The sequence below is a fragment of the Shewanella sp. SM87 genome (assembly GCF_025653705.1).
Lineage (GTDB): Bacteria > Pseudomonadota > Gammaproteobacteria > Enterobacterales > Shewanellaceae > Shewanella > Shewanella oncorhynchi.
Genome location: NZ_JAKKSC010000007.1, coordinates 138,353 through 156,691 on the forward strand (window position 1 = coordinate 138,353; position 18,339 = coordinate 156,691).

Below are 18,339 nucleotides of genomic sequence, written 5' to 3' on the forward strand. Positions count from 1 at the left end.
CAATGAAGATATTGCTACTCGGTATTGGCAATGTCCTGTACGCCGATGAAGGCATCGGCGTACATTTTGTCAATTATATAGCTGATAATTATCAGTTTACCCATGAGTCCCACCAGCTAAAGCTGCTCGATGGCGGCACCTTGGCTCAGGGACTTATCCCTATTATTTGCCAATACGATTATTTAATCGTGGTCGATACAGTTAATGCCAATGGCGTAGAAGCGGGCGAAGTCTATTTCTTCGATTTTGATAAAGCGCCGAAGGAAATCGACTGGCAAGGCAGCGCCCATGAAGTCGAAATGCTGCAAACCCTCAATATGATGGAAATGGTTGGCGACAGACCTAAGACCTTTGTGCTGGGCGTCACCCCAACAGTGCTCGAACCTATGGTGCTAGGCTTGACCCCTAAAGTCGCCGCCGCGGTACCTTTAATGGAATCAAGCTTGTTATCCCACTTAGCCTCCCTTGGGTTCACTGCAACGCGTGTTGCCGAGCATAGTATCGACTCGCTGATCCCTGACTCTTATAAACGTGGCGTTACTACTGGTGAAAGTATATAGAAGATGAAAAACATCAGATTTGATTTTACCTGCTCACGTCAGGTGCCTTTGTACGCGCATTTATGTAATCAATATCTAAATTATGATGAACTAAATATCAGCATAGGCTGTGATGGTCAACATAGCTCAGGTCAATATAGTGGCCAACATGACTTTGGCCCCCAAAGCTATTTTATTGAAGCTCAGGGCGAGCAAAACCAACTAGAACAATTGGCCGATGCCATTGCCGCGGACTTTTTGATTTCCGCTTGGTTGATTGACTCTAGTATTAAAGTCATCGACGAGCCCCAAGGCAGTAAAACCTTACTGCCCTTTCCACAGTCTGGATCAAGCCCTGCCATAGTGCCTTTTTGCCAGCATTGTTATCCGTTGATTGGCGATAATCAGTCGGCTAAGTTTGGCACACTCGATTTAATTTGCCCTTGCTGCAAGGGCGAAACACAATTAACGTCCGCACAAAAAGCGTTAACCTTGTCAGATATTAAAGCCATGGCACAGGGACTGCTGACACAAGGCCCACTGACATTAGCGGCCGCCGATAATCTGCAACTCAGCCTGACACCGTTTGAGCAGCCCTTAAGCGAGCGGCCACAACTGTTAATTTGTAATCCCAATACGCTGAACGCCCATTTTTGTCTGAACGATGCGCAGGTGCTCGCGCTTTCGAGTATTGAAAAGCCGCTTATCTGCGCGAGACCCACGCAAGAACACGACAAACTCAGTGCGCCACTGTACGACATTTGCTTTGCCTACAGCCGAGTGATCTTAGTGCTCGGGGAAGTATTACGACAAAAAGGGGTCGATTGGGTTTACATTAAAGGGCCGCATAATAGGCCGAAGCTAGCGTGGGTCGATGGTGCTTGGGCACAAATCGCCAGTCACAATTTAAGCCCAACACAGGTTCAAACCAAGCACTTTATCGCTCCAGAACCCTTAAGGGAAAAAGTCAGTTTTCACGGCTATCAAGCCCAATGGCAAGCGGCGAAACGTTCACGATCGCACCAAGGCGAACTGAGTGTGGCAGTATTGACTCAAGTACCGTCAAGTGAAGACAGTGATATTCATTGCACCAGTATGCTAAGCGATAATAATCAAAATACAGTCAACACAGAAAATCACACCCTTGCAGACGCAGCGCTATTCAGTGCGCTGCTCAACGGTAAGTTTACCAGTCATAAACAGACAAAAAATGCTGCGGTCATTTACTTAAGCCATACCCACGCCAGTCAAATTGTCACCTGCGATAATAAGGGCGACACTGAACTTTTCTTCGCCCTGCCCGAGCTACCCGATAACGGTTACGAAATCTTCCATCAACTGGACAGCAGTCCACAAAAAGCCGTAGCGCAAAAATTTAAGAGCCTGTTTCCCGAAGATTACCTAAAACTTTTAAGCCTAAAGCTTCACGGCAGACGGGACAACTTACAAAGCCTGTGGGCGATTGCAGCCATATTAATTGGCCTCAATACCCAAGAAGAGACTCAAAGCCAAGCAAGGCTAAGCGATGCACTCATGGCCGCCGCCATGCGCTACCACGGTGCTAATGCACCGCGTATCGATTATCCGCTGACCAAAGGTGAAGCCCACCGCAGCCTAAATTGGTGTAAAACCTTAGGCACAGTGTTAAGTTTTCGTATTGCGGGTAATGACGATCCGAGTCAGCTTGCCTTTGCGATGCAAGACTCGCTGGCGGACTATTTATCTAACTGGATCGAGCATATCGATTTAAATATCGGCGTGCACAATATAGCCTTAGCGGGCAATGAATTAATCAATGAAACCCTGTGCAAACGCATCAGCTTGCGCTTAGGCAAAAACTTTCCATTGGTGATCAATCGCAGCCTAGATTTAGACGGCGATAACTTAGCCGTTGGTGCACTTTACGTTAAGCAGCGACAACTAAATGCCCATGATTAGGAGGCCAAAAGTTAAGTCACAACGCATGAAGCCACATAGGCATAATAGTCGCCACAAAAAGCACAGTCACCTGCAGATAAAACGAAGGCTCGCGTTGGAATACCTTGTCCACAAGGGAGCCACGTTAAAGCGTTGTCAGTTGCACGTCACTGGCATAGTACAAGGGGTGGGATTTCGCCCCTTTGTCTATCGTTATGCCCTTGAGTTTCAACTGACGGGTACTGTGCTCAACAATGCCAAGGGCGTGACCATTGAGCTGCAAGGTAATGATGAAAACCTCACTCGCTTTATCACTGTACTCAATACCACTCCACCGCCACTCGCCCGTATCGACAATATCAGCCAAATACCACTGCCGATTTTATTAAGCGAAACCACGTTTGAGATTATAAAAAGCGACAGCCATGAGGACGATGACCCAAGTTCACCGATAGGTGCGCAGGTGGCGGTATCGGCAGATAAAAGTACCTGCCAAGACTGCATGAACGACATGCATAATCCTGATGACCGCCACTTTGGCTATGCCTTTACCAACTGCACTAACTGTGGCCCTCGATACACGATTATCAATGCTTTACCCTATGATAGGCACAACACCGCTATGGCCGATTTTGACATGTGTCCCGAGTGCGCCAAAGAATATCAAAACCCACTCGACCGCCGCTACCATGCCCAGCCCATAAGTTGCCCCGCCTGTGGCCCCAGACTCAGTTTAAAAACACCGCAAGGGGAATACATCCTTCCCAGTGCCTCAAATGTCAGCGCACCTGAATTGAGTACGGACCTTGCGGTACTGACAGCTGCGGCTGATAGATTACGCCAAGGGCAGATTCTGGCAATTAAAGGATTGGGTGGATTTCACTTAATCTGTGATGCCCGAAGTGACAATGCCGTCAACGCACTCAGGCTGCGAAAACAGCGCCAGGCCAAGCCGCTAGCGGTGATGATGGCGGATATCACCATGGCGCAGCACTATGTCACAGGGCCGGATGCCGAGTGGCGAGTGCTGAGTTCGCAGGAAAGGCCCATAGTGCTTATGAGCAGCCGAGCCGAACATGATCTCAGCTTAGCTGTCGCCCCCAATCTGAATAAACTCGGGGTATTTTTACCCTACACACCGCTACATCATTTGCTATTAGGTCTCTTCAAAGGGCCATTAGTTGCAACCAGCGCCAATGTTTCCGGTGAACCTATCATCACTGATTGTGATGAGCTTATTAGTCACTTAAGCCATGTGGTGGATGCGATAGTCGATCATAATCGGCCGATTATTAATGGCTGTGATGACAGTGTGGTGCAAGTGATCCAGCCGCAACTAGATTCCTCCGTAGAGTTGCAAGTATTGCGCCTCGCCCGCGGCTATGCACCGTTAAGTTTCCCCTTAGAGATACCGCTGACCCAATCGATTTTGGCCGTGGGCGCACAACAAAAAAATGCCATCGCCTTAGGTTTTGGCAATAATGTGTTTTTAAGTCCCCATATTGGCGACCTGTTCAGTGTCAGCGCCGAGCAATATTTTGAGCGCACTTTAGCCACTTTTGCTCGGTTGTATCACTTTACGCCAAATCTTATTATTCGCGATAAACACCCAGATTATGCCCCTTCGCGCTGGGCTGAAATGCACTCAAACCCGAGTATAAAACTCAGCGATACCCGTCAAAATCAATGTTTATCGGTGCAACACCACCATGCCCATGTGCTCAGCGTAATGGCAGTTAACCAATATCGAGATCCCGTATTGGGCTTTAGTTTTGACGGTACAGGGCTTGGCGACGATGGCAGTTTATGGGGCGGTGAAGTGCTATTAACTACGCTCGATAAAGCGCAGCGACTGGCCCATTTTGAGCCCATAGCCCTGCTAGGCGGCGAGCAAGCCATTAAGCAACCCGTGAGGTTGTTACTGGCATTATTGTTCGAGCAAATGAGCCTCGATGCTGTGCTCGCATTACAATTACCTATATTAAACAACATACGCCCAAACACCCTGGCTAACTTACATAAGATCTGGCAGAACGGCAGCGCGATAAAAACCTCCTCTGTCGGGCGACTGTTCGATGCCCTCGCCTGCGCCTTAGGTTTAATCGAAACCACACTGTTTGAAGGCCAAGCGGGCATGGCAATAGAAGCCGCGGCCAATCGCGCCGATGCATTAGCCCTTGAAGTCATTTCGCTTAACTTACCTCTTGACATCGACCAGTGGCGAAGCAGTGAGATGTTCAAGCAAGTTGTTGAATTGATTACAGCACAACCGCTAACAGACAATAGATGCTATGCCATCGCCCGCGCCTTTTTACACACCTTAGGTGATGCTATTTGTGATTATGCTGCCCAGTATCAACACCTCCCAACCGTGCTCTGCGGTGGCGTATTTCAAAATAAATATCTATTGGAATACTGCCTGAGCAAGCTCAGCGCCCAAGGAAATAAAGTGTTATCCAGTAAACAGATCCCCATCAATGATGGCGGCATCGCCCTAGGCCAACTTTGGTATGGCATTCATCAGAGTCAATAACCTTACTTATTTGATAACCCCTGATGTTCGCTCGCTATTTTTATCCCCATAAACCTGACGAACATCAAAGATCCGTAGCGCAATTTGTATCACACTCAACATTAGCGTAACCAAATTAACGATTCGTACATCAATCATTATTTGTCAGGCAAAGTCCTCGTACTCTGCCGATACAAGGAGAGGTAAAATGTGTAAAGACTGCGGCTGCTCCCTTACCCGCCACGACCATGATCATCTAGGCGCGCATGCCCATAGCCATGAGCATAATCATGACCATTCACATACTCATGACCATTCACATACTCATGAGCATAGCCATCAAGAGTTACACACAAATCCTCAGTTAAACGATAAAAAAACCTTGTCAGTCATCCACAAAATTTTAGATAAAAATGATGTCGAAGCTGGTCATAACCGTGCCCACTTTGAGGCACATAACATCACGGCCTTCAACATCATGAGTAGCCCAGGCAGTGGTAAAACCACCCTATTAGAAAATCTCAAAGAATACACGCAGCTCAACTATGCGGTGATCGAGGGCGACTTAGAAACCTCCCGCGATGCCGACCGCCTCATCGCTAAAGGCATTAAGGCCTATCAAATTCAAACGGGCAGCGCCTGTCACCTCGACGCCTTTATGGTGCACGGTGCCCTACATCATCTGCCGCTTGAAGGACTCGATATTTGCTTTGTCGAAAACGTCGGTAATCTCGTCTGCCCAGCCAGTTATGATGTGGGCACTCACAAAAATATCGTGCTGCTATCAGTGCCAGAAGGCGATGATAAGATTGAGAAATATCCTGTGATGTTCCGCCGCGCCGATGTAGTTTTTATCACTAAGTGCGATCTACTGCCCTATTTTGATTTCAAGATGGACGAAGCCAGAGCGCAGCTTAAAAAACTCAATCCAGCAACTCAAATTATTGAAGTCTCAATTAAAGACGGCGATTCCATACAGGCAGTAGCCGCTTGGCTTAAAGACAATATTCGAGGTGCACAATAATGTGCTTGTCCATACCTTCCCAAGTGGTGGCGGTCGATATTGAGCGCCAGAGCGTCACAGTCGACACCTTAGGCGTGCGCCGCGATGTCAGCAGTCATTTAATGAATGAGCCACTGGAAATTGGCGACTATGTACTTATCCATATTGGTTTTGTGATGAACAAAATTGATAAGGAAGATGCGCAGCAAAGCATTGATCTATACAAAGAAATCGTCACTAAGCTTGAAAATGAAGCCATACACTGACCATCAGCAGTGCAGGATTAAATCGCAAGGCGCCCCCCTATCGAGTGCACCGAGGAAAAAGCATGCTTGAACTAAAACACCTCTATCAAGGCTTTCGCGATCCCCAAACGATTGCCAATTTAGCACGGGATATTCAGTTAACCGCTAAATTGGTTAAGCAACAAATCAATATCATGGAAGTCTGTGGTGGCCATACTCATACGATTATGAAATACGGCTTGCTAGATTTACTGCCGGATAATATTGAATTTATCCATGGTCCTGGCTGCCCAGTGTGCATTATGCCTAAAGAGCGCATTGACCAAGCCGCGGCGCTTGCCTCCCAAGAAAATGTTATTCTTGTGACCCTGGGCGATATGATCCGCGTGCCCGGTTCTCAAGGCTCATTAGCCAGTTTTAGGGCCAAGGGCTGCGATATTCGCCCAATTTACGATCCCTTAGATACGCTCAAAATTGCCCGCGACAATCCCGATAAAACCGTAGTGTTCTTCGCCATTGGCTTTGAAACCTCAACCCCAATGACAGCAATTTTGTTACAACTGGCCGAACAAGAAAAACTCGAAAATCTACTATTTCATATCAATCATGTATTAGTGCCCCCCGCAATTGATGCCGTGATGCACGACCCAAAAGCGAGGGTCAACGCCTTTATCGGCCCAGCCCATGTGAGCGTGATCAGTGGCGCAAAAATCTATCGCAGCACAGTCGAAAACTATGGCACGCCCGTAGTGGTCGCAGGATTTGAGCCCGTCGATGTGATGGAGTCGATTTTACGGATTGTGCGCCAAAAAGCCGCGGGTAAAGCTGAGCTCGATATCCAATACAGCCGCGCAGTTTCACAGGACGGCAACCTCACGGCGCAGGCCAAAGTAAATCAATTCTTCAATGTCAGACCGCAATTTCGCTGGCGTGGACTAGGCCCAATCCCCAATTCAGCGCTGCAGCTTAAACCCGAATATGCCCACAGGGACGCCGAACTGCGCTTTAAAGACCGCCTACCTGTGAAGGAAATTGACGATCATAAAGCCTGCCAGTGCGGCGATATACTTCGTGGGCTTGCTAAACCAAAGGACTGTAAAGTTTTTGGCCGCGGCTGCAATCCCGAAACACCCTTAGGCAGTTGCATGGTCAGCTCCGAAGGTGCTTGCAATGCCTATTACCGCTATCAAGGTATCGATATCAAGGAACTACATCATGGCTGATACGCTTAAAGATAAATCCATTCAACTCAGCCACGGCGGTGGCGGCAAAGAAATGAATAAACTGATCCGTGATCTGTTTTTTGCCGAGTTTGATAACCCAATCCTTCGCAGCGAAGAAGACGCTGCCAAACTCGATTTGCACGGTGCCAACGCCTTTACCACAGACTCTTTCACCGTATCCCCTTTATTTTTTGCCGGTGGTGATATCGGCAAACTCGCCATCGCAGGCACAGTCAACGATCTTGCTATGATGGGCGCAGAACCTCAGTATTTGAGTTGTAGTGTGATCATCGAAGAAGGCTTTTCTATCAAGGATTTAACTACGATTGTCCGCAGTATGGCGAAAGAATTAAAACACAGTGGTGCACGGATTGTCTGCGGCGACACTAAAGTCGTACCCAAGGGGTGCGCCGATGGTTTATTTATTAATACCTCAGGCATTGGTCGTATCTTGCGTCCCAATATTTCCGCGGCGAATGTCACCGTGGGCGATGCCATTATTGTCTCCCGTGATATTGGCTGCCACGGTGCAGCGATTTTAATGGCGCGAGAAGGACTCACACTCGAATCGGCATTGCAAAGTGACTGCGCGACGCTCTGGCCGATAGTCGAGCAATTGATCGCCGCCAATATTCCCATTCATGCGATGCGCGATGCGACTCGCGGCGGCTTATCGGCGGTGCTCAACGAATGGGCTGTTGCCTCCAATGTTGGCATCACAGTGAATGAAACCAGTATTCCCGTCAGCGATGAAGTCAAAGGTCTGTGCGAACTCTATGGTTTCGAAGCCATGGATCTTGCCAACGAAGGCACTTTCATCCTCGCCGTTCCCAACGACATCGCCTTAGGTGCGCTCGAGATCATGCAACGCTTTGGGCGCTGTGAGCATGCAGCGATAATCGGCACTGTGAGTGATGATTTAGTGGGGAAAGTCGTGCTAAGAACACCTTGGAATACTAAACGTTATCTCGATCTTCCCCAAGGTGAACTGCTGCCAAGGATTTGCTGATGCACGAATATTCGATTGTGAGTGCCCTGATTGAGCAATGCGAACAGCACGCGCAGGCCAATCATGCCGATAAAATCACCCGAGTGGATATCAAACTGGGAGTCATGAGCGGGGTTGAACCTAGCCTGCTACAAACGGCCTTCGATACCTTTAAGCTCGATGGGATTTGCAAAGAAGCCCTACTCAATATGCAAATTCAGCCGCTAGTGATACTTTGCCAAGACTGCCAGACTGAATCCGTACTGAGTGAGCGCACGGTCGTCTGCCCTGCGTGTCAAAGCTTTCGTACTCGCGTACTCGATGGCGAAGATATGTTACTGATGCAACTTGAGATGGAACAGAACGAGGATTAATCATCCACGATACGCATTGTTAACGACAACGCTATTGATAAAACGCTCTATAAATAAAGAATGCTATCAATAAAGAACGCTCTTCAACACAAAAATGGCTTCGAGCACTTCGCGCTCAAAGCCATTTTAAACCACACTATTTCAGTCACGCTATATCAGCCGTAAATAGAAGCTTCACCCTCTGGGCGCGTCTTGAGAACGCGCAGGAACCACATATACTGCTCTGGGTAAGCTAAGATCACTTGCTCGACCACTTTGTTCAGTGCCAACGCCTCGTTTTCTTTGCCCACCATCTCTTCAGGCGCAACGGCCGCCATCACGGTGAGATCAAATTGGCGTGTCGCTTGGTTGTAGCCAATCTTTACTGGCAGCACTTGGGCATTACCCGCCTGCGCTAAACGCCCAACAACAGGTAGCGTTGCCTTCACTGTGCCTAAAAAAGGCGCAAACACGCTTTGTTCAGGACCTAAGTCTTCATCGGGAAGATAAAAGAAACTGTTACCGCGCTTAAGCTCAGCCAATAACGCCCGAATGCCCGCCTCGCGCATATACACATGGCCACCACAAATGCTGCGTACACGATTACTAAACCAATTGAATAAGCCGTTTTTATGGGCTTTGGCCATAGTCACCATAGGCAACTCAAGGTTAAGGCGTAAACCAGCATAATCAATTGGCCACACATGGGGCATGATAAAAATGATCGGCTGCCCCGCAGCCTGCGCTTTAGTCACATGCTCAAAGCCGATTAAATTGACTCGACGACGTAAATGCGCTTTTGAGCGCACCAGCAATTCGCCCTGTGCTAACAACACCAAAACGAAGTTTTGCACGTTCTCACGGATTAACACTTCAATCTCGGCGGAAGATTGTTCTGGAAAGCACGCCCTTAAGTTGGCTCTGGCAACGCTAATGGGCTTTTTGGCAATTGGCATCACTATTTTTGCCAATAATCTTGCAATAGGATCACGCAGCCATGCGGGCATGAGTCCGAAAATCACTAATAGACCAATCACTAACCAAGTGGCCCAGTATCTAGGGTGTAATAAGGCGAGTTTAAAACGACGGTCAAAATGTTTGGGCTGTCTTGACAAAGAATTCACCTCAGACAGTGGATAAAAACAATGGAGATATTGCACGAAAAAATAAACAGGAAAGCCACTCTCTAAGGAGTGGCTTTCCCATCAAACAAACGAAATTACTTACCCGTGTTTGCTGCTTCTACACGAGTTTTCAGCTTTTGGCCGGGACGGAAAGTCACGACACGACGAGCAGAAATTGGGATATCTTCGCCTGTTTTTGGGTTCCTTCCCGGTCTTTGATTCTTGTCCCTAAGGTCAAAGTTGCCAAAGCCAGATAACTTGACCTGCTCACCACTTTCAAGTGCGCCCCGAATCTCTTCAAAGAACGACTCAACCATCTCTTTGGCGACACGTTTGTTCATTCCGAGTGTTTCAAAAAGATGTTCTGCCATTTCGGCTTTGGTAAGTGCCATACTTTAATCCCTCAACGATGCGTTGAACTCGGACTTAAGGGCAGAAACGACTGAACCAACGGTCTCAGCAATCTCTTTTTCCTCAAGCGTACGAGTAGTGTCTTGTAATGTAAGTGCTATCGCCAGGCTCTTCTTGCCAGGTTCAACACCTTTACCTAAGTATACATCGAACAAGTTTATGCCAACCAACTGATTTTCGCCAACTTTTCTTATCAATTTCATTACATCACCTGCAGATACACTCTCATCTACTACGACTGCGATGTCACGACGATTAGCTGGAAACTTAGATACAGCTTGGGCTAGCGGCAAACTGGTATGCAATAAAGCATCCAATTCCAACTCAAAAACGATGGTTTTACCATTGAGTCCAAAAGGCTTCTCCAAACTAGGATGGATTGCACCTATATGACCGATCACTCGATCATTTCTCAATATTTCAGCACATTGCCCCGGATGGAGAGCAGAATGCGTCGCTCCTCTAAAGCTAAATTCTGATGCGGAAACTGTCAAGCCGATAATTGCTTCTAAATCACCTTTAAGGTCGAAAAAATCAACAGTTTTCGATTCCATAGCCCAATGTTCATCATTTTGGGGCCCAGTAATGACACAAGCGAGCATTGCTTGCTGTCTTACACCGGATTCTGCATTGATATCAGGAACAAAGCGCAGGCCAGTTTCAAAAAGTCTCACGCGACTCTGTTGACGACTTTGGTTGTAGCCAACGGCGGCCAATAAACCGGTGAACATTGACAGGCGCATGGCCGACATTTCACTGGAAATTGGGTTTGGTAACACCATAGCGTCTAAACCAGGGTGAACCAGATTTTGCAGTTTTGGATCGACAAAGCTGTAGGTTACCGCTTCTTGGAAACCACGAGCGACCAATAAGGCACGCACGCGTTTTAGGCTTAAGTCAGATTCTTTATGATCTGACATACGCAGCGCGGCAACAGGCGCCGTATTCGGGATATTGTTATAACCGTAAATACGGGCCACTTCTTCGATCAAATCTTCTTCAATCGCCATATCAAAACGATAAGTCGCGGTAGTGACCTGCCAACTATCTTGGCCCACAACCACACTGAAGCCGAGACGTTGTAGAATTTCGACCACATCTGTATCTGGTACATGGTGACCGAGGATTTTATCTAACTTGCTACGACGTAAAACGATTTGTGCAGGTTTGGGTAAATCAGCTTCTGATTTAGCCTCAACTACAGGGCCAGCTTCACCGCCACAGATATCCAGTACTAAACGCGTAGCACGGTCGATAACCTTGTGTTGCATCTCAGGGTCAACACCACGCTCAAAGCGGTGTGATGAATCTGTATGCAAACCTAAACGACGTGACTTACCCATAATGGCAAGTGGCGCGAAGAACGCACATTCAAGCAGTATGTCTTGGGTCGTGTCGCTCACGCCTGAATATTCGCCGCCAAACACACCAGCAAGGGCTAATGGACGCGCATCATCGGCGATCACTAAGGTATCGCATGGAATCGTGACTTCGCTGCCATCAAGCAGGGTGATTTTCTCTTCGCCAGTGCCTAAACGCACTTGGATATCGCCTGTTAATTTGGCCAGATCGAAAGCGTGCATAGGTTGACCGAATTCAATCAACACAAAGTTAGTGATGTCTACGATAGGATCGATAGAGCGAATACCGCTACGGCGCAGTTTTTCCTGCATCCATAATGGCGTAGGCGCTTTCACATTGACGTTTTTAACCACACGGCCTAAGTAACGTGGACACGCTGCAGGCGCGTTAACGTTAATCGTGACCTTTGCATCTGTCGTTGCCGTAACAGCTTGCCACTGTGGCTCAACCACTGTTTGGCGGTTTAACACGCCCACTTCACGGGCAAGGCCTGCCATGCCTAAGCAATCGGCACGGTTAGCCGTTAAATCCACATCGATAACGGCATCGTTAAGTTGCAGATAATCACGGATATCAGTGCCAAGCGGCGCGTCCAATGGCAATTCGATGATGCCATCGCTTTCTACGTTAATGCCAAGCTCGCTGTATGAACACAACATACCTTCTGATGGCATGCCACGCAGCTTGGCTTTCTTGATTTTGAAATCGCCAGGTAATACGGCGCCAACCATAGCCACGGCCACTTTAAGACCCTGACGGCAGTTTGGTGCACCGCAGACGATATCGATAAGTTCGCTACCACCAACGTTGATTTTGGTCACGCGCAGTTTATCGGCATCGGGATGCTGACCACACTCAACCACTTCACCAATCACGACACCGCTAAAATCGGCAGCTACGGCTTCAACGTCATCGACTTCGAGACCGGCCATAGTGATCTGGTGGGATAATGCTTCACGGCTGACTGAAGGGTTTACCCATTCACGAAGCCAAGATTCGCTAAATTTCATGCTATTACAGCTCCGTTATTTAAATTGCTTCAGGAAACGTAGGTCGTTTTCAAAAAACGCACGTAAATCGTTTACGCCGTAACGCAACATAGTTAAGCGCTCGACACCCATACCAAAAGCAAAACCAGAGTATTTTTCTGGATCTATGCCAACGCTGCGCAGCACATTCGGATGTACCATACCGCAGCCAAGCACTTCTAGCCATTTACCATTTTTGCCCATCACGTCCACTTCCGCTGAAGGTTCAGTGAATGGGAAGTAAGATGGACGGAAACGCACTTGCAGATCTTCTTCGAAGAAATTACGCAGGAAGTCATGCAAAATGCCTTTCAATTCGGCAAAGTTCACATGCTCATCAACCAAAAGCCCTTCCACTTGGTGGAACATAGGTGTGTGAGTTTGGTCGTAATCGTTACGATAAACACGACCCGGAGAAATAATGCGTAATGGTGGCTTTTCAGTTTCCATAGTACGGATTTGCACGCCCGAAGTTTGGGTACGCAACATCAGTTTAGGATTGAAATAAAAGGTATCATGATCAGCACGCGCTGGATGGTGCTCAGAGATATTCAGTGCGTCGAAATTGTGGAAATCATCTTCAATTTCAGGCCCCTGCTTTACCGAGAACCCTAATTCCCCGAAAAAGGTTTCGATGCGCTCAATGGTTCGAGTCACAGGATGTAAGCCACCGATCTCTTGGGTGCGGCCTGGCAAAGTCACATCAATCTTTTCAGCGATTAATTTGGCTTCCAATTCCGAACTCTTCAGACCATCGATGCGCTCAGTTAATTTTTGTTGAATCGCCTGTTTAGCATCATTGACCGCTTGGCCAAAGGCTGGCTTTTCTTCAGGGCTTAAGCTACCCATCATTTTCATCATGTCGGTGATCTTACCTTTCTTACCAAGGTAATCGACACGGATATCATCCAGTGCTTTTAGATCACTGGCCTGGTCAATAATGACTAAGGCTTGTTCTACGATCTCAGTTAACTGCTGCATTTTCTCTTCCACTGCATAGTCGCGCTTGATAAACAAGTGCTATGGGCGCCAAACTTTCAGGCTATTTGGGTGCTCAGGTTATCGGGCGTTAATGCCAGACGCTTTGCTAGCTATAACGAAATAAAAGGATAGAAATTTTACGCGAGCGAGCGGCATATTACTAGGGCTTATTGGGGGTTTTTATCATGCAAATTCATGTGTTACCCCAGTTCAGAGCCTGAGTTTTGCTCAAGGGGAAACCCAAACCTCGATTCTGACGTAAACAACTTCCGCTTTCAGCCACTAGCAGAACTTGTAACTAAACTGTAAACTCATACCTGTACCTTGCCAAAATTGCAGCAAACAACACAATAATGACTGCAATTAGACTACATTAACCATATAAATCATTACAAAACAGAAAACTATAAAGTCTATGGCAAACTGACCGATATAAATTCGGTTCATGGCCCATTTTATCGAGGCACTCATGAAAGAAGTAAAATTTCGCTGGATAGATCAATATCTTATCCATATGACCTTAAAAACTAAATTCGCTATTCTCTCTATCGTTCCCATGTTGATGATTGTTGGACTGGCGCTTTTCCTAGATAACCAATCCCAGCAAACCTTAATTCAAGGACAGCTCAACAGTCTGCAAAATGCTTCACAACAAATCAACCAAGTCACTGGCAGCTTATATAACAAACTACCAGAGCAAGAACGCCAAACTATCCTTAATCAACTTAGTCGCGAAATTGAAGGTAATGTCAGCATTGTTTCGGTAAATGAAGCCGATAGCAAAGCCCAATCCATCGCTCGCAGTGGTGGTGGTATTGATGATAGCGGTAAGCAACCTAGAGTTGTGAGTCGGGTTAACGATCAAAATCTGATCACGATTATTCCCCTAGACAGCAAAGAAATTGATGCCTTGCTCGCCAACGATAACCTGCTGGTTTATGGCCTAATGGCGGCACTCTTATTTGTGCTATTTTTGTTCAGCTATTACATTTCAACCTTCGTAGGCGGCGCACTTTATACGACAGTGATGGCATTAAAACGGGCCGCATCGGGTGATTTAACGGGGCGTTTAAACTTCTTCGAAGTAAAAGACGAGTTCAGTATCTTAGCTATCAGCATAGATACCTTAGTAGAACGTCAACATACCTTAGTCAAGCAAATCGCAGAATCGACCGCTAAAATACGCGAAGTTGTATCATCGTTTCGTAGCACTGCGCAGCAAGGTCAATCCTTGGCGGTAAACCAGAGACAACATCTGGACTCCTTAGCGACGGCAATGGAAGAAATGACTGCCGCAGTGAAAGAAGTTGCCCGCAATGCCGAACAATCCTCAGCCGAAACCCAAGAAGCCAATCAACAGGTTAGTGCGGGCGGGAAAGATATTGAAACCACAGTTAAGGCTATCGACGTGTTATCAGATGAAATCTCTGCGGCCTCAAATGCGGTAGGTGTACTCAATGACAACGCCAGTAAAATTGATGAAGTGGTGTCAACCATTAATGCGATTTCCCAGCAAACCAACCTACTGGCCCTCAACGCGGCGATTGAAGCGGCACGCGCAGGTGAACAAGGACGTGGCTTTGCCGTGGTGGCCGATGAGGTACGTACTTTAGCGGGGAGAACTCAGGCCGCAACGGTTGAAATCAAAACCATGATCGAATCACTTCAATCGGGTACTCGCAATCTGACACAAGTGATGTCGCGTACTGTGAATCAAGCCAATGAAGGTAAACAACACGTACTGCAAACGGGTAAAGACTTAGAGTTTATCGCCCACCACAGCAACAAAGTGTTTGAAATGAGTGTACTAATCGCCACCTCGGCCGAAGAACAATCGGCAGTGGCCAACGAGATTGCGACTAACCTGATGGAAATCCGCAACCAGTCCCACAATGTGGAGCAATCGGCCAACCAGTCAGTTTCAGGTTGCGATGAGCTGCAAGCGACTGCGGGGCAACTGGATCAGTTGATGGTGGGATTAAAAATCTAGTCGAGCATTATTTGATGGAGTTTAAATTCACTTAACACCCAAAATGCACAAGGGAGCGATAATCGCTCCCTTGTTGTTTTCATTCTGACGGTCACTTTCCAATCAACAAGTGTCGTTTCAATTAATAAGTTAATTTTCAATCGATAACGCTACGGCAAAATGAATTCACGTCTGTTAATCCACGTCTTTAAGTGGCCATAGCACGATATGATCTTCAATATCCTTCACGCGTCTTTCATCCACCACCTTGCCTTGGATCGACATACCCGCTAAATGCATCGCTTCTTTGGAGCCTGTGAGCAGCGGATGCCAGCTCGGTAGCTCACGCCCTGCCGCTAGGCGGCGATAGGCACAACTGTCGGGCAACCAAGTTAGCTCATGGATATTATCAATCGTGATCACTGTACATTGGGGGACATAGGTGAAACGGTCACTGTAATGCAGACAGCCTGCCGTTTGATGATCGAGCAAAAGGCAAGCTGCATTGGTGTAATACAAGTCTTCGGTTTCATCATCTATCAACTTGTTTAAACAACATTTACCACAACCGTCACACAGGGATTCCCACTCGGTTGTGCTCATCTGCGCTAATGTTTTACTCTGCCAAAATGCCATGATTAACTGTATCTTCTTAATAAAAAACCCGCTCAATGCGGGCTATTTTACACTAATTTGTCGTCAGATACGCAATGCCACTGAGATTAACGAGTGTGGTTTGACGCGCCTGAGCTCATTAGCAGCGTCTTGATGCTGCCAAGTTAATCTTTGATCCCAAGGCTCAGCTTATGCTCAGCCAATAAATTCACCTGAGGTGGTGGAATTTGTAAATAAAAGCCATTTTCTGCCATTGCTGCTCTGACTTTATGTATATCTGCCATTCCTAACGCGTCGCGCTTAGCGATTGGAAACACCATCACCAACTTTGGCACGCCAAACATTTCCATCAAAGGCACTGGAACATCGTCAAAACAATCTCTTTTCTTCACAAATAAATAAGTATCAGCCTTTCGGCTACTTTTATAAACGGCACATAGCATAAGAATCAAATATCCAATAGTTCAAACTTGCCAGTCAATGGGGCACACTATAACATGGTCGCCTAGTAATTTAATTGTAAAATCAGCGAACCGACTGATGATTTCTGGAGAATAGTGCCGGGATGTCAAAACCTAGCTTAGAGTTAAAAGGCGCTTCTTTTACTCTTTCAGTGCTTCATATTAATAGCAGCGATTTACAAGCTGTCATGACTGAATTAGACAGTAAGTTGGCACAAGCTCCTCAGTTTTTTCTGGGTGCTCCTTTAGTCGTCAATCTGAGTGCCATTCAGCACGACAGCTTGAATTTAAGTGCGTTAAAGGATCTGCTGATCTCACGTCAATTAGTGATTGTTGGTATAACGGGCGCGACAACCGTACTCAGTAAACAAGCAAAAGACTTAGGCCTTGCCATAGTCAAAGCGGGAAAACAGAGCAGTACCCCGCCGCCGGCCCCGCGCCAAACTAAAATAGTGAAGCAAAATATTCGTTCAGGCCAACAAGTCTACGCAAAAAATGGTGATTTAATCATATTTGGTGCGGTAGGCAATGGCGCAGAAGTCATCGCAGATGGTAGCATTCATATCTATGGCGCATTACGAGGGAAAGCCATGGCAGGCGCCGCGGGCGATACCAGCGCCGTTATCATTGCCCACTCTCTGGAGGCCGAACTCGTTTCAATAGCAGGGCAATATTGGCTCGCTGAAAATCTACAACAACATAGCTCAGATAAAAGCGGCTGCATTCGCCTAAACGGTGAGTCGCTTATGGTTGAATCATTGCCCCTCTAAATGGCAGAACAAAGGATAGAGAGAAACATGGCACAAATTATTGTTGTCACTTCAGGTAAAGGCGGCGTAGGTAAAACCACATCGAGTGCTGCAATTGCGACCGGTCTTGCCATGCAAGGACACAAGACAGTCGTTATTGATTTCGATATAGGTTTACGAAACTTAGACTTGATCATGGGTTGCGAGCGTCGTGTTGTTTATGACTTCGTTAATGTGATCAATGGTGAAGCCAATTTAAATCAAGCGCTGATCAAAGATAAACGCTGCGATAAGTTATTCGTTTTACCCGCTTCACAGACCCGTGATAAAGATGCACTGACCAAAGAAGGCGTCGGCCGTGTTCTAGACGATTTGGCCAAAGACTTTGAGTTTATTCTGTGTGACTCTCCCGCTGGGATTGAGCAAGGCGCTATGATGGCATTGTATTTTGCCGATATCGCCATTGTGACCACGAACCCAGAAGTCAGTTCAGTGCGCGACTCAGACCGTATTTTAGGTATGCTGCAAAGCAAATCACGCCGCGCAGAACTGAATCTAGAGCCGATAAAAGAATATTTACTCTTGACTCGTTATTCACCGAGCCGTGTAAAATCGGGCGAAATGTTGAGTGTTGACGATGTTCAAGAAATTCTGGCCATTGAGTTACTCGGCGTTATTCCTGAGTCACAATCTGTACTGAAAGCCTCTAACTCAGGCGTACCTGTGATTATCGACCAAGAAAGTGATGCGGGTTTAGCCTACAGTGATACAGTCGCACGCTTACTGGGTGAAGATGTACCAGTACGCTTTATTACGGAAGAAAAGAAAGGTTTCTTACAACGGATATTTGGTAGCTAAT

17 protein-coding genes are annotated in these 18,339 nt (G+C 47.0%); 11 read left to right on the plus strand and 6 right to left on the minus strand.

Going from position 1 to position 18,339, the window contains the following annotated elements:
- The first annotated feature begins 2 nt into the window (after positions 1–2).
- The 8 genes from L5M11_RS07775 to hypA all read left to right on the plus strand — a co-directional run bounded on the left by L5M11_RS07775 (position 3) and on the right by hypA (position 8,801).
- The gene (locus L5M11_RS07775) at positions 3–560 is read left to right on the plus strand and encodes a HyaD/HybD family hydrogenase maturation endopeptidase (protein ID WP_028760179.1); all 558 of its coding nucleotides are present in this window, start codon (positions 3–5) and stop codon (positions 558–560) included.
- A gap of 3 nt (positions 561–563) precedes the next feature.
- Positions 564–2,477, plus strand: coding sequence for a hypothetical protein (locus tag L5M11_RS07780; protein WP_028760180.1), 1,914 nt, complete (start codon positions 564–566; stop codon positions 2,475–2,477).
- 94 nt (positions 2,478–2,571) lie between these two features.
- Positions 2,572–4,989: a carbamoyltransferase HypF gene (gene hypF / locus L5M11_RS07785; protein WP_263185158.1), complete on the plus strand. Its 2,418-nt coding sequence runs from the start codon at positions 2,572–2,574 to the stop codon at positions 4,987–4,989.
- A 187-nt stretch (positions 4,990–5,176) separates the two neighbouring features.
- Positions 5,177–5,992 carry a hydrogenase nickel incorporation protein HypB gene (gene hypB, locus L5M11_RS07790; protein WP_263185159.1) on the plus strand — a complete coding sequence of 272 codons (816 nt, stop codon included), beginning with the start codon at positions 5,177–5,179 and terminating at the stop codon, positions 5,990–5,992.
- Positions 5,992–6,237: a HypC/HybG/HupF family hydrogenase formation chaperone gene (locus L5M11_RS07795; RefSeq protein WP_028760183.1), complete on the plus strand. Its 246-nt coding sequence runs from the start codon at positions 5,992–5,994 to the stop codon at positions 6,235–6,237. Before hypB ends, L5M11_RS07795 begins: the two co-directional genes overlap by 1 nt.
- 62 nt (positions 6,238–6,299) lie before the next feature.
- Complete coding sequence (hypD, locus tag L5M11_RS07800) at positions 6,300–7,439, plus strand: hydrogenase formation protein HypD (protein ID WP_263185160.1); 1,140 nt, start codon at positions 6,300–6,302, stop codon at positions 7,437–7,439.
- Positions 7,432–8,448, plus strand: coding sequence for a hydrogenase expression/formation protein HypE (gene hypE, locus L5M11_RS07805; RefSeq protein WP_263138288.1), 1,017 nt, complete (start codon positions 7,432–7,434; stop codon positions 8,446–8,448). Before hypD ends, hypE begins: the two co-directional genes overlap by 8 nt.
- A complete protein-coding gene (gene hypA / locus L5M11_RS07810; RefSeq protein ID WP_168824038.1) occupies positions 8,448–8,801 on the plus strand; it encodes a hydrogenase maturation nickel metallochaperone HypA in 354 nt (117 codons plus the stop codon). Before hypE ends, hypA begins: the two co-directional genes overlap by 1 nt.
- Positions 8,802–8,956: 155 nt before the next feature.
- Here hypA and lpxM read toward each other — a convergent pair whose 3' ends face one another.
- From lpxM to pheS, 4 genes are all read right to left on the minus strand, one after another.
- On the minus strand, positions 8,957–9,895 hold the full coding sequence (gene lpxM / locus L5M11_RS07815) for a lauroyl-Kdo(2)-lipid IV(A) myristoyltransferase (protein ID WP_263138287.1): 939 nt from the start codon (positions 9,893–9,895) through the stop codon (positions 8,957–8,959).
- Between the two features lie 104 nt (positions 9,896–9,999).
- Positions 10,000–10,296 carry an integration host factor subunit alpha gene (gene ihfA, locus L5M11_RS07820; RefSeq protein WP_006081370.1) on the minus strand — a complete coding sequence of 99 codons (297 nt, stop codon included), beginning with the start codon at positions 10,294–10,296 and terminating at the stop codon, positions 10,000–10,002.
- 3 nt (positions 10,297–10,299) lie between these two features.
- Entirely contained in the window at positions 10,300–12,687 is a 2,388-nt protein-coding gene (pheT, locus tag L5M11_RS07825; protein WP_263185161.1) for a phenylalanine--tRNA ligase subunit beta, read from the minus strand.
- Between the two features lie 15 nt (positions 12,688–12,702).
- A complete protein-coding gene (gene pheS, locus L5M11_RS07830; protein ID WP_006081368.1) occupies positions 12,703–13,686 on the minus strand; it encodes a phenylalanine--tRNA ligase subunit alpha in 984 nt (327 codons plus the stop codon).
- A gap of 469 nt (positions 13,687–14,155) precedes the next feature.
- On the opposite strand from pheS, the gene L5M11_RS07835 reads away from it, so the two are divergent.
- Positions 14,156–15,676 carry a methyl-accepting chemotaxis protein gene (locus L5M11_RS07835; RefSeq protein WP_263144728.1) on the plus strand — a complete coding sequence of 507 codons (1,521 nt, stop codon included), beginning with the start codon at positions 14,156–14,158 and terminating at the stop codon, positions 15,674–15,676.
- 174 nt (positions 15,677–15,850) lie between these two features.
- Here the strand turns inward: L5M11_RS07835 and L5M11_RS07840 are convergent, their stop codons facing one another.
- Both L5M11_RS07840 and L5M11_RS07845 read right to left on the minus strand, forming a co-directional pair.
- Positions 15,851–16,291, minus strand: coding sequence for a YcgN family cysteine cluster protein (locus L5M11_RS07840; RefSeq protein ID WP_106650329.1), 441 nt, complete (start codon positions 16,289–16,291; stop codon positions 15,851–15,853).
- A gap of 143 nt (positions 16,292–16,434) precedes the next feature.
- Positions 16,435–16,713, minus strand: coding sequence for a YcgL domain-containing protein (locus tag L5M11_RS07845; protein ID WP_028760191.1), 279 nt, complete (start codon positions 16,711–16,713; stop codon positions 16,435–16,437).
- A gap of 122 nt (positions 16,714–16,835) precedes the next feature.
- Between L5M11_RS07845 and minC the strand changes: the two genes are divergently transcribed.
- Both minC and minD read left to right on the plus strand, forming a co-directional pair.
- On the plus strand, positions 16,836–17,501 hold the full coding sequence (minC, locus tag L5M11_RS07850; RefSeq protein ID WP_106650327.1) for a septum site-determining protein MinC: 666 nt from the start codon (positions 16,836–16,838) through the stop codon (positions 17,499–17,501).
- A 27-nt stretch (positions 17,502–17,528) separates the two neighbouring features.
- On the plus strand, positions 17,529–18,338 hold the full coding sequence (gene minD / locus L5M11_RS07855) for a septum site-determining protein MinD (RefSeq protein ID WP_006086391.1): 810 nt from the start codon (positions 17,529–17,531) through the stop codon (positions 18,336–18,338).
- The last annotated feature ends 1 nt before the right edge of the window (position 18,339 follow it).

What these genes read in the sequence shown, in the direction of transcription:
- L5M11_RS07775 (WP_028760179.1), top strand. Translation starts at nt 3, where the DNA reads ATGAAGATATTGCTACTCGGTATTGGCAATGTCCTGTACGCCGATGAA.
- L5M11_RS07780 (WP_028760180.1), top strand. Translation starts at nt 564, where the DNA reads ATGAAAAACATCAGATTTGATTTTACCTGCTCACGTCAGGTGCCTTTG.
- hypB (WP_263185159.1), top strand. Translation starts at nt 5,177, where the DNA reads ATGTGTAAAGACTGCGGCTGCTCCCTTACCCGCCACGACCATGATCAT.
- L5M11_RS07795 (WP_028760183.1), top strand. Translation starts at nt 5,992, where the DNA reads ATGTGCTTGTCCATACCTTCCCAAGTGGTGGCGGTCGATATTGAGCGC.
- hypD (WP_263185160.1), top strand. Translation starts at nt 6,300, where the DNA reads ATGCTTGAACTAAAACACCTCTATCAAGGCTTTCGCGATCCCCAAACG.
- hypE (WP_263138288.1), top strand. Translation starts at nt 7,432, where the DNA reads ATGGCTGATACGCTTAAAGATAAATCCATTCAACTCAGCCACGGCGGT.
- hypA (WP_168824038.1), top strand. Translation starts at nt 8,448, where the DNA reads ATGCACGAATATTCGATTGTGAGTGCCCTGATTGAGCAATGCGAACAG.
- ihfA (WP_006081370.1), bottom strand. Translation starts at nt 10,296, where the DNA reads ATGGCACTTACCAAAGCCGAAATGGCAGAACATCTTTTTGAAACACTC.
- pheT (WP_263185161.1), bottom strand. Translation starts at nt 12,687, where the DNA reads ATGAAATTTAGCGAATCTTGGCTTCGTGAATGGGTAAACCCTTCAGTC.
- pheS (WP_006081368.1), bottom strand. Translation starts at nt 13,686, where the DNA reads ATGCAGCAGTTAACTGAGATCGTAGAACAAGCCTTAGTCATTATTGAC.
- L5M11_RS07835 (WP_263144728.1), top strand. Translation starts at nt 14,156, where the DNA reads ATGAAAGAAGTAAAATTTCGCTGGATAGATCAATATCTTATCCATATG.
- L5M11_RS07840 (WP_106650329.1), bottom strand. Translation starts at nt 16,291, where the DNA reads ATGGCATTTTGGCAGAGTAAAACATTAGCGCAGATGAGCACAACCGAG.
- L5M11_RS07845 (WP_028760191.1), bottom strand. Translation starts at nt 16,713, where the DNA reads ATGCTATGTGCCGTTTATAAAAGTAGCCGAAAGGCTGATACTTATTTA.
- minC (WP_106650327.1), top strand. Translation starts at nt 16,836, where the DNA reads ATGTCAAAACCTAGCTTAGAGTTAAAAGGCGCTTCTTTTACTCTTTCA.
- minD (WP_006086391.1), top strand. Translation starts at nt 17,529, where the DNA reads ATGGCACAAATTATTGTTGTCACTTCAGGTAAAGGCGGCGTAGGTAAA.